Source organism: Paenibacillus sp. Soil724D2 (assembly GCF_001427935.1).
Lineage (GTDB): Bacteria > Bacillota > Bacilli > Paenibacillales > NBRC-103111 > Paenibacillus_E.
Map to the genome: position 1 here is coordinate 480,640 of NZ_LMRY01000045.1, position 11,955 is coordinate 492,594.

Annotated in this window: 11 protein-coding genes; 1 reads left to right on the forward strand and 10 read right to left on the reverse strand. The window is 42.0% G+C overall.

Translation table 11 applies throughout. From position 1 onward, the window contains the following. Positions 1–58: 58 nt before the first annotated feature. The 9 genes from ASG85_RS28870 to ASG85_RS28910 form a co-directional block, all read right to left on the reverse strand. Positions 59–976: a DMT family transporter gene (locus ASG85_RS28870; protein ID WP_082562451.1), complete on the reverse strand. Its 918-nt coding sequence runs from the start codon at positions 974–976 to the stop codon at positions 59–61. Positions 977–1,000: 24 nt separating this feature from the next. After that, complete coding sequence (locus tag ASG85_RS28875; RefSeq protein ID WP_057306000.1) at positions 1,001–1,834, reverse strand: DUF427 domain-containing protein; 834 nt, start codon at positions 1,832–1,834, stop codon at positions 1,001–1,003. 14 nt (positions 1,835–1,848) lie between these two features. After that, positions 1,849–3,207, reverse strand: coding sequence for an LLM class flavin-dependent oxidoreductase (locus ASG85_RS28880; protein ID WP_057306001.1), 1,359 nt, complete (start codon positions 3,205–3,207; stop codon positions 1,849–1,851). A 26-nt stretch (positions 3,208–3,233) separates the two neighbouring features. Beyond that, complete coding sequence (locus ASG85_RS28885) at positions 3,234–4,175, reverse strand: glycine betaine ABC transporter substrate-binding protein (protein WP_057306002.1); 942 nt, start codon at positions 4,173–4,175, stop codon at positions 3,234–3,236. A gap of 27 nt (positions 4,176–4,202) precedes the next feature. Continuing rightward, positions 4,203–4,853, reverse strand: a complete 651-nt coding sequence (locus ASG85_RS28890) for an ABC transporter permease (RefSeq protein ID WP_057306003.1) — start codon at positions 4,851–4,853, stop codon at positions 4,203–4,205. After that, entirely contained in the window at positions 4,850–5,992 is a 1,143-nt protein-coding gene (locus tag ASG85_RS28895; protein WP_057306004.1) for an ABC transporter ATP-binding protein, read from the reverse strand. Before ASG85_RS28895 ends, ASG85_RS28890 begins: the two co-directional genes overlap by 4 nt. 272 nt (positions 5,993–6,264) lie before the next feature. Further along, on the reverse strand, positions 6,265–7,095 hold the full coding sequence (locus tag ASG85_RS28900) for a DUF427 domain-containing protein (RefSeq protein ID WP_057306005.1): 831 nt from the start codon (positions 7,093–7,095) through the stop codon (positions 6,265–6,267). 623 nt (positions 7,096–7,718) lie between these two features. Beyond that, on the reverse strand, positions 7,719–8,480 hold the full coding sequence (locus ASG85_RS28905; RefSeq protein ID WP_156390193.1) for a hypothetical protein: 762 nt from the start codon (positions 8,478–8,480) through the stop codon (positions 7,719–7,721). Positions 8,481–9,007: 527 nt separating this feature from the next. Further along, positions 9,008–9,448 (reverse strand): CBO0543 family protein, encoded by a 441-nt coding sequence (locus tag ASG85_RS28910; RefSeq protein ID WP_057306007.1) that lies wholly within the window; start codon positions 9,446–9,448, stop codon positions 9,008–9,010. A 271-nt stretch (positions 9,449–9,719) separates the two neighbouring features. Between ASG85_RS28910 and ASG85_RS28915 the strand changes: the two genes are divergently transcribed. Next, complete coding sequence (locus tag ASG85_RS28915) at positions 9,720–10,430, forward strand: hypothetical protein (protein WP_060648518.1); 711 nt, start codon at positions 9,720–9,722, stop codon at positions 10,428–10,430. Positions 10,431–10,722: 292 nt separating this feature from the next. On the opposite strand, the gene ASG85_RS28920 is transcribed toward ASG85_RS28915, so the two are convergent. Beyond that, positions 10,723–11,955 carry a M20 metallopeptidase family protein gene (locus tag ASG85_RS28920; RefSeq protein ID WP_057306009.1) on the reverse strand — a complete coding sequence of 411 codons (1,233 nt, stop codon included), beginning with the start codon at positions 11,953–11,955 and terminating at the stop codon, positions 10,723–10,725.

Genomic DNA, 11,955 nt, shown 5'->3' on the forward strand with positions numbered 1-11,955 from the left:
TTGTGTGTAAAGCTCAAAAGACAGACATGTACAAGATTTCACAGGTCTGTCCTTCTATTTAATTCCCTTCAAATTCCGACTCCAGCCGATTTCGCTTGACCTGCTTAACCAACGATCTATTGGAGGTAAATACACCTATCAAGATGCAAATCCCACCGCATATCTGAGTCAAATGAATGGCATCGCCAAGGAATAAATAACCGGTCAATATGGCAATGAATGGCGGTAAATTGTTAAATAGAGACGCTGTTCCTGGACCCACGATTGCTACGCCGCGAATCCACCATAATCCAGCCAAGACATTAAGAAGTCCGCCTGCTACAAGCAGTGACCACATAAAGAGATCTCCATGCATATCCAAATGTCCAAACCAATTCTCTCCCGCGACAAAAGGAGCCATCAGCACACCTCCAACCATCGTGGAATACAACGAGATTGAAAAAGGCGACATTCTCTTAGATAGATGCGGTGTAAACAACACACTGATTGAAAAACCAAGCATCGCAATAAGCAGATACCAATCACCTATCGAAACATGCAATGACAGACCGTTGAAACCAACTATCACCAAGACACCTAGAAAACCAAATAATGCTCCAGCAACCTTCATCCAACTAAATCTTGTTTTCAGAAAAATAACTTCCAAGAATAGTGTGGCTAAGGGTGCCACCGCATAAATCAAAGACGCATTAGCAGCTGTAGAAAATTGAAGACCAATAAAATATAAAGGCTGCTGAATCAATGTAAAAAAGACGGCAGATCCAAGGAGCAGCAGCCATTCCCTCCTTGTCGGATGCTGAATAACTTGAGTCCTAGATACAGCTAATAACAAAGTTCCTGTTACGCAGATTCGCAAGAAAGATAACAATACGGGTGAGAAAGCACGAAGCAAATAAGCGCTTAGTACATAAGTAACACCCCAAATCATGGCTACAGCGAATAACCCGGCGATCGCAGATTTATGCTCGGACATCATTCGCACTTCCTACTCTGTAAGATCTCATGAACTTTCATGAGTGAGTGCAATTTGCTTATAAGGAAGTCGGTCTTTTTCTTCCAAGGACCACTTCTCTCCATCAATCATTAACGCATCTACTTCTTCGTTATAGAAGCTTAGCAAGCCCGCTATTTCGTGAACCTCAGGTAGAGCTTCAGCGTAGCTCCAGACCACATCTTTGAACGTTCTCCCGCCAAGCGATGCTGACCAATATGAGGCTGTCCCTTTGTAAGGGCATCGCGTCACGCTATCCGAAGCGGTAAGTAGATCGAGTCTTATATCCACTTTGGGCAAATAGTACCGCGGAGTAAGTCCCGTTTCGTAGAGGATGACGGGACGTCGACTATCGGCAACAAGCTCGCCTCCCACGATCACCTGGATGTGTCGAGAACTCGGGATAGCGTCAATTCTGGAATATGGATCTCGCGCATGTACGAAAATCTCTTCTTCCTCCTCGAACCAAGCGTCAGCTTTCTTCCAAACGAAAGAGACATAGTCCTTCAAGAACCCGCTCTCTGAACTAGGATCTGAATAGCTCCAAGCAGCCCGTTCAATGGTTTGATCACCAATGTGAATATCCCAGTAATCTGCTTCTCCTTTGTTTGCATGATCTTCTCGATACGCCGCTAATGCAAGATGTTCGGTACGAACATCAGAGCGAGGGAAGTAATAAACCGGCAGCTTCCCTGTTTCTGTAACGACCAGAACTTGCTTGCTATCTGCAACCGTTACGCCCCTGAAGATAACCCGAATCCATCTCGGACTAATCTCAGCGCGAATCTGCCATCCCGTGCGGTTACCGTCTCTTAAAGACCACTGTGGGTCAACATGTGCCATTAAAATCCCTCTCCTTATACACGAACTGAATTGAATCGATTAGCAGGCCGTTGTAAATATAAATGATCTCGCAGCGTTCTTCCGGTGTATTCGGTACGGAACAACCCTCTGCGTTGCAGTTCTGGAATAACCAAATTCACAAAGTCATCAAGACTACCTGGTAAATGTGGGAAGGCAATATTAAAACCGTCGGCAGCACCATGAACAAACCATTCTTCGAGATGATCCGCGATTTGTTCCGGTGTTCCAGCAAAGCCTCTTTTGTTCGTAATTCGTTGGTACAGCTGACGAAGTGTTAACGGTTCTTGCTTCAGAAGCTCTCGAATACGCTCGAGACCACTCTTGCTTTGATTGAAATCATCAATCTCTGGCAAGAAAGGCAATGGTTCGTCTAAGGGGTAAGATGAAATGTCCTGCCCTAGATAGTGTGATAGCAAATCTAACCCCAACTGCTGAGGGGTTAGCTCCTCAATAATCGCTAACTGTTCTTTGGCTTCTGACTCCGTTCGCCCGATAATAGGCATAACCCCCGGCAGAATCTTCAATTCGTCTCGGTGCCTGTCGTATTTGGCCATCCTGCCTTTTATATCTTCATATAACCGCTGACCATCTTGAAGCGAACCGCCGGGAGCAAAGGTTGAGCCTGGCGCGAAGACAACTTCCGCTTTGGCAGCGGCAAGCTCCTTCCCTGCCTCCGAGGCACCCGCTTGAATCAGAACCGGGTGTCCCTGTGGCGGTCTTGTTACGTTCAATGGACCTCGAACAGAGAAGTCATTCCCTTTATAATCGAGATTATGCAGCTTATCTTTATCTGCGAAATACCCGCTAGCTTTGTCAAAAAGTAAAGCATCGTCTTCCCAGCTATCCCACAATCCTTGTGTCACATCGACAAACTCGCTGGCACGTTCATATCGCAAAGCATGCTGCAAATGCTTCTCTTTACCAAAGTTCCTAGCCTCTTCATCCGTCTGGGAAGTCACAATATTCCATGCTGCGCGACCATTGCTCAAATAATCCAGTGTAGCTAGCTTTCTTGCAATGTGATAAGGCTCGTTATAGGTAGTCGAAATTGTAGCAGCCAAACCGATATGCTCCGTCACGACTGACAACGCGGATAACAGTGAAAACGGCTCTGGCCGGATACTGTTAGAATGACTAATACCTGATTCAAACCGATCCCAGACATACAGCTCGTCGGCATAAAAGAACATATCAAACTTCCCGCGCTCTGCCGTCTGCACAATGCGTTTATAATAATTAAAATCGAGCAGTCCTTCAGCTTCAGCCTTCGGATGCCGCCAACTAGAGATATGTTCGCCAGCTGGAAAATACATCATCGCGCCAAGCGCCATTTGCCGTTTCACTTTACTCATATCTGTCATCCTCCTTGGATTCGAATTTATTTTTTGATTAAATCTTTGGAAAGCAACCATTCTTTGGCTACATCCAGCGCTGGTCTTTGTTTCAATTCAACTTCGCTGTTCAATTTCTGCATCTCTGCATCCGTAATTTTTCCAGCTAGCTTATTCAGGACAGTTTTCAGTTCAGGGTGATCTTTCAGGACAGCATCACGTACTAATGGAACCGCATAGTAGGGTAAGAACACATGTTTGTCATCTTCCAAAACAACAATAGGCTTCACCGTAATTTGGCTATCTGTCGTAAATAGAATCATCGAATCAATTAACTTCTGATCGATCGCTTGGTAAGCGAGACCCGGATTCTGAATCGTTTTAATCTCTTTGAACTTTGGATTGTACGTTTTTAGAATGGGTGGCCATGCATCTGGGCGGTTGATGAATTCTTCACTGGCTCCGAAGATGAGTTCGCCTGATTTCGCAGCAAGCTGCGACGTTGTTTTAATTCCAAATTTCTCTGCTTGTTCTTTACGTAAGCCAAAAGCGTAAGTATTATTGAAACCAATTGGATCAAGAACCGTGATCTGGTTTTTCTCTTTCAAGTCTTTTTTCACTTTGTCAAAAGCTTTTTGTGGGTCAAACTCCGCTTCAGCTTTGAGAATGTTGATCAGTGCTGTCCCCGTATATTCCACATAGGTATCCACTTTATTTTCTTTCACTGCGCTCCACAGGAGCGAGTTGTCTAATTTGGTAATATCCGTTTTAAGTTTTGTGTCATTTTCAATTAAAAGTTTAAACGCATTTGCCAAAATGTCAGATTCCGCAAATCCTTTGGTCGCGATTTTGATCGTATCCGAGGAGCTTGAGGCTGATTTGGAGCAGCCGGTAAGAGCCGCTGTTAAAGCGATTGCTAGCCCAATCGTTGCCGTTTTTTGAAGCCAATACCCTTGCTTTTTGCCTGATTGTTGTTTTAGGAATTTCATTGAAATGATCCCCTTTCGTTGTACCTGTTATATTTTTGTTTGGTGACGCAAGCCTTTCGGCGTTAACCAACGATTTAATCCCAGAAGTGATAAGTTAACGATAATAACTAGCAGAGACACCGGAATGGCGCCTTCCAAAATGGTGTTCGTGTTGATCATGGCAATCCCACGTGTAATGATGTCCCCCAAACCTCCTGCGGCTATATATGTTGCAATTGTAGCTAAGCTGATGGTTTGCACAGCCACTAAACGAACGCCTGCCATGATAAAGCTTCGCGCGATAGGCAATTGAACCATCCACAGAATTTGCCACCGAGTCATTCCCATCCCTGTACCTGCTTCAATCAACGATGGTGTCACACTAGAAACGCCTACATAGGTGTTTTGTAAAATAGGGAGCAAGGCGTACAAGGTCAAAGCGATTATCGCCGGCTTCGTACCAATGCCAACTAACGGGATCATAAATCCGAATAATGCTAGACTCGGAATCGTTTGTATCACGGAGACAACCGTGATTACCCCATTCGCTAATCGCTTGTGTGTCGTCAGATAAATGCCAAACGGTATGGCAATGAGGCAAGCAAGAATGACCGAAATGAGGGACAGCTCGATGTGCTCACCTGTTTTCTGCACAATCTTAGGCCAATCCGCTTGCACCGTATTCCAAAATTGATTCATGCAATCACCTCTTCCCTATCGAATGAATGGGCAATCGCTTTAATAAAGCTAGTTTGCGTTACCGCTCCAAGCAAGCGCTGCGCCTCGTCGACAACCGGAACGATGTGATAGTTATTCAAAAGGCTGAATACTTGAGCAATCGGTGAGTGTTCTCCGACACTAGGCACATCCGTTCGCATGATATCTTCCACTTTTGTTGTAGAAGCGTTCGTCACGCTAACTCGCTGACTGAGGTCATCAATGCCGACAATGCCAAGAAATTTATTCTCCGAACATGTCACGATGATGTCTCTCACTTGATTGTCTTGAAGCTGACGCAAAGCTTCCGAGATACCTACATGCGGTCTCATGGAGAGAATATTGTCCATCACACTGGCGACCGTACGTTCAGCCACCACGGGTTGAAATCTTTCCTGCCCTACGAATTCACGGACAAATGCGGTTGCAGGCTGTTTCAATAGCTCCTCTGGCGTTGCAGCCTGAACGACTTTGCCATCTTTGAGCAAAATAATTTGATCGGCGATCTTAAGCGCTTCATCGATGTCGTGTGTAACGAAGACAATGGTCTTTTTCACATGTTTATTGAGATGAATCAGCTCCTTCTGCAGTTGAACTCGGCTAATCGGATCTAATGCGCTAAAAGGCTCATCCATCAAAATGATGGAAGGATTTGCTGCAAGTGCCCGTGCCACACCTATACGCTGCTGCTGTCCTCCACTTAACTCGTGCGGGTATCTTTTGCGAAACAAGGAAGGCTCTAACCCGATGAGCTCGAGAAGTTCTTCCGTGCGAGCAACAAGCTGTTTCTTGGATTCACCTTTCAACCTGGGAACGATGGAGATATTCTCCTCAATGGTCATGTGCGGAAAAAGGCCGATCTGTTGGATCACATACCCGATACTCCTTCTTAGCTCTACCGGATCCAAAGCTCCAATATCCGTCCCCTCTAACAGTATTTGCCCCGCCTCTGGCTCGATCAAGCGATTGATCATTTTGAGAATAGTCGTTTTCCCGCATCCCGAAGGACCAATAATTGTCACGATTCGTTCCTTGGGAACCGATAGGTTGAAGTTCTCTAGGACGATACCCGCACCGTAATTTTTGCTTACCTGCTTGAATTCCAAAGCGATACCACTCATTCTGCTCCATCCTTTCATCAAAAATAAAAGGCCTCACTTTCCCCTTCAGGAAAATGAGACCTCCAATCGCATGGTTGATCCCTAATCATTATTAACATGTGATAACAAATAACTGTAATTCAATATTATTATGACTATTTCCACTTGTCAATCATTATTTATAGTAATCCTATCGGAATTAAATGATTTCAATATAAAAAAAGACTTCCTGTGACCAGGTCAGCCTTGATCAATCCTATTATTTTAGTTATTGAATGACAATATAAGATCAATTAGACTTCATTTGCATTAAAAAAATCAAGCGCAGAGCGGTACCATTGAGGCTCCGGCTCTTTTTCCCCATCTACGTAAACCGCGTCTACACGCTCATTGTAAAAGGAGTATAAGCCAGCGATTTTCGGGATTTCTGGAATCGGATTCTGATAACTCCACACTATGTTCTCGTATAATTGCCCCTCAATCGTAGCGTTCAAGTAAGAAGCCGTTCCTTTATACGGACAGCTCGTAAGCAGCGCCGATGCAGTCAATACTTCTTCCCGGATATCTTCCTTCGGTAAATAATAGCGAACAGGAACACCAGTCTCAAATACGATAACCGGACGTTTGCTATCAGCGACAGTAACACCGTTCAATACGATCTGTATATGGCGTGAACTGGCAATTGCGTCTACTCGTTTATAAGGATCACGCGGATGTACGAAGATCTCTTCTTCTTCCTCTAACCATTGATCAACTTTGTTCCAATAAAACGCATAATACCCACGAATTGCTTCACTCTCAGGAATCGGAGTCAAATAGCTCCAGACCGCATTCTCAATGACTCTGTCCCCCACCTGAATACTCCAATAAGAGGCATCCCCTTTCAGCGGGCAATGCGTACTGTGTGAACTTGGTATGAGCAAATCTTGACGAACATCAGATTCGGGGAAGTAATAGACAGGAAGATGGCCTCGCTCATGTAGCGTCAGTACACCCTTACTGTCTGCAATTGTTTCTCCACCAACTCGGACACGAACCCATCGTGGATTCGTTTCTACTTTAATGTTCTTCTTAGAAGTGTCTGACGTTTGGCACGATTGCTCTTCAATTGATGAACTACTCATTGTAATACCTCCTCAATTTATATCATAATTAGATAATGTATTATCATTATTAGATAATATCGTCATTTCTATAATTTGACAAGAATTATTCCGATTAAAACCATTGGAATTAAAAAAAATCCTGATTTCTTCAACGTCGGCAACCGGTGAATAACATATCCATTTTGCCTTTAAAACCAAATGAAACCATAATAAGATTTGCAAAACTATCTTTTATACTGAATATTTCTATATTACCTATTAAATTTTTTACTTCTTCACTCGTTGCATGACTGCTTGAAGTAAGCTATCGGGGTATAATTCGGGTGCTTTAGAAAGCAGTCCCCCTACACGTTCACTTGAAGTTTGAGTAAGTCCATGCAACTCACAAACAATCCCACCAAACAATATTATTTAAAACCGCAGTATCTACGTTATTCAATTTAATCCCCTTTTACTTCAAACTTTCTTGCGGTTGTCTTTACATGCTTATATTACTAAATGGCTGTTCGGAATCTTGGTAAAGTTTAAGTAAGTACCAAACTATCCTGCTGCCGGTTAGCAGAATAAGTCACCAGATTTATCACTGGTAGCCTGCTAGATCTTGTTATGAAGCTATCGTTCTCCGTTAGTTGAACGTTTTTTCACTTTAAGTTCTTAAATTTTTCTTCATCAGCTTTGTCGATAAATTTTATCTGATCAAAAGCAATAGTTTGTAGAGGCTTATCACCATCTGAAAAAATAATCTTTAGGATAATTCCAGCTTTGTTATCAAACCAAATAGTTAGCTTATTTCCCAGTTTCCCTTCTTTACGGTCTATAACTATAACTGTTGAATCACGATCAAGGAACTTTTCTTCAGCCTTTAACGTGGGTTGACCACTACTAATGGCATTGTGAATAAACATTTCTGGATTCAGTAATTCGTTTACACCACCGATAGGTAGAAGTAGTCCAAGTCCATTATCTGCTGGAGATGATTGACTTATTTCACCATCAGATCCTTTAATTTGAACATTTGTTCCGTCATTTATTGACTCTTCAAATCGATCCGGTGTTTTAGAATCTAATATGTGCTTCACATAGAATCGGCTAGGCTGTTCGATAACAAGTACAACTAGCTCCTTTTCTCCAGTAGGCTCAAATGTACTTATGATCTTTCCTTCTAAAGCTGAGTATTTATGATTCACATCCAGGAGTTTATTGATAATTGCTGAGATATCACTAACTTGTTCTTTTGTCTCACCAATTTGACCCGGATTATTGGGTTCAGCAGAAGTCAATAAATTTGGATTAGACTCTTTTATTATAGGTCCATCTTGTGTAGCCGTATCATTATTCTTTACGTCGCAACCTACCACCATTAAATAAATTATTATTGTGAGCAAAAACCACCTATGCTTCAATTGAACTTCCCTCCCCATATCACTATGTCTATATCTGATCTTCTCAGCATCCTCACTTAGTAAAAAGCAAAAAGTAACCATCGAAAAAAAATGATCTCTTCTTCAATAAGCATAAATTATCACTCTTCCTGCCTAAATTACAAATAATCCCAAATATTTAGACGTTGCAAATACATTGATAGTTGCGTAAAACTCCCGTACAGTTAAAAAAGTGGTAGCTTAAACTCAAGTTTCCACAACGCTCTACTGACTTTTAGTTCAAAGAAAAATCAAAAAGGAGCTGCTTCAATGCAGCTCCTGAACTCTAGTTATCCGTTAGCCATCCATGCCCCTCGCAGGGCACCACAGATGAATCAAAATTATATTCTTGGTCGACTACTTTCAGGGTAGTTCAATGTCTAAGAATTCTCTCTGTGATACGGTTCATCGTAATTTCTTAGCACAAAGTTCATTTTGACCATATATATCAGCATATAAAGACAAAACCACTCCTGCCAACGGAGTGGTTCTTTGGTAGAACTTGTCTTTTATCGTACTTTTTCTTTTCTACGCAAAAAATTAAAGTTAAACTCCCGTTTAACATTTTCATCCGATTTGATTTTTCCGAAATTGTTCATTGTACTTATCCGGAAGGAGATTAAAAAAATTGAAGAATGAATAAAGAAATCATATGTGTGATGCCAACCTTTAGCGTTGTAAAAATGAAGTTTTTCAAAAATAGGTTCTAAAATAAACGCACCTACCAAGCCAAAAACAATTGCTTTTATCAAGGGATTAATATTGGGTTTCAATTGAATAAAAAACATGACTGCTACAGGTAATAAGCACCAATCAAAAACAATATCCAACACAGGAAAAAAAGGAATTACTGTAAACGGGTATGACCATTTTCCTAACGATATAGCGATGCTCTCTATAACACAAGAGAGAAGCATAGAGGTAAAGCCTGCTAAAAGTAAACGACCCATGCTTTCTTTTTTTCCAAACGTAAACCAAATTGCCCACGGTATAATGATTAATGCAATTCCAAGCCATCATGTCCATGTAAATAAAAATGCGTTCTTTATTGCACTACTCATCAAACTATTTGCTTCATATATTTTTTGATATCCCTGCTCCGCTTGTTACAGTTGAACTCACTAGCTATGAATTAGAGAACTATTTTAATAAACTTAGTCAATTAAAACTAGAAATAAAATCCGCCAAAATATTTACCAAAAAAAGTAAAGGCACTAATAAATGAAACAAATCACATGGAATCCGGCTTGGGTGAATCCTTTCGAGTCTGCTTGGTCAATTTTCGAGAAAATCAAATATGCGAATGCTCTTACATCTCGTGATTTTTCAAATGAATATATTATTAAAATAATCAATAGGTCTTACAATGGTTTACATAAATATTTGTCGGAATTTAATAAGTATAACTTAGAGAATATAACTCAAGCCATTGGATTAAATCCCTATGAACATACAAATCTTTATATGAAGCAGCTTATTGGCATGTTCCCGAACCAAAAAGATGCTGCATTCCTCATTCGTCCTGATCACACCTTTTGCGAAGAATGTTTAAGTATGGGCCATCATAGTCTCTTTCACCAATTTGGCCTATTACATAAATGCCCCTATCACTTAAGTAATTTGAAGAATATTTGTAACAGCTGTGGCAAGAAAACACCATTTAACTCTCTAAATAAAAAGAGCAACGGCGGTTTTGAATGCAGTTGCTCAAATCACTTCGTAAGTATTAAATTCAATACACTTTCAGACTGGAAATCCAATCTACCAATAAAAGATGAATTACTATTAAAATGGCTTTCTATGAGTGCCAATGAATCTGCCAAATTCAGAAATACTTTTTTATATTTCCCGAGTTTAGCATCAGATCCAAATTCCATTATTTTTCTATTAAACTACTCTTTGCAAGATAACCCTACATTGACACAACTATAACAAAATAAAGTTTAGTTAATCTGTGACTCTGTCTCTTCCACCTAACAAGAAACAACTACAAAAAAGAGGAAATCTAGTCCCCCCTCTTTACTCTTAAATTGTGATAATAACCACTTACTTCTTAAAGACTGAGATACTAATTTTCAATTACCTCAACTCATAGCTAGAGGCAAATCCAGAACTATAATTACGTTGTACTTTTGTACCAGTAACTATCCAACTCTGATATATTGCGTACGCTCTCCAAATCTACTTTCCACCATTCCGGTCCCCATCACTGTCGACCAACATTTTAAGAGTTTGACAGATCCCGATTTCTCCTCACAGCTTCACTCACCCATTGAACAAAAAGTTTGACGCCGACAGTTAAAACCTCTTCGTTCACATCAAACAGCGGGTGATGCAACGGAAATACGGCTTCCTCGGTCTGATCTCCCATCCCAAGAAAGGCAAACGCTCCGGGTATCTTCTCCACATATAAAGCAAAGTCTTCCCCAGCCAAACTGGGCTTATCCAGCAATACGACTTGTTCTGCCCTTAACGCTTTTTTCCCTGCATGTAATGTCAGTTCTACAGCAGCCTCATGATTAATTAAGGGGGTTCCGAGCCGATATTGAGAAGAGTAACTTCCTCCGTACGCTTTGGCCACCGCCTCCGCCCGATTCTCCAATATTCGATGGACTTTGTCTACCATCGCCGAGCTTAAAACCCGAAAAGTACCACTTAACTTACTCTCCCCTGCAATGGCATTTATCGCTGTACCGGCATGCAAAGTGCCGAAACATAAAACGGATGTATCGAATGGATCCAGTTCTGTCGCAATCGCGTATTTAACATCCGTTACATACTGGGTGGCCATAGAGAGAGCATCCACCGCGAGATGAGGGGTGCTGTGGTGGCCGTTTACACCCTGAAAAGCGATATGAAAATGGGATGAAGCTGCCATAGCATGGCTCCGATGAATGCCTACCGTTCCTGCAGGGAGATCCGGCCATACATGAAGTGCGAAACAAATATCGGCATCTTCTAATATTCCGGCCTCAATCATATCCCTGCCACCGCTAATCATCCGTCCGTCAATCGGACTCGGAACTGCGCTTTCCTCAGCCGGTTGAAACACAAATTTAATGATTCCCGCTATTTGATCGGGGTATTGAACGATCGCTTTGGCAGCTCCAATAAGCATCGCCATATGCGCATCATGGCCACAGGCGTGCATGAATCCTTCGTGTTCCGAGCGAAAAGAATGATGATGGCCTTCCCTAATCGGAAGAGCGTCCATATCGGCCCGGAGAACGATCGTCGGACCGGGCTTGCCGCTGTTAAGGACACCAATCACGCCCATGCCAAAATGCTTGCCAACATGCGTATGAACTTCCAGCCCCAGTCCTCTCAAATAATCGGCTACTTTGGCGGAAGTGCGGGAAACCTCAAATAAAACCTCTGGAAAGCGGTGAAATTCCCTTCGGATGGCAATGATTTCCTCTTTTAATGAATCGACGTATTGAAGGATGTTGTCCGTCAT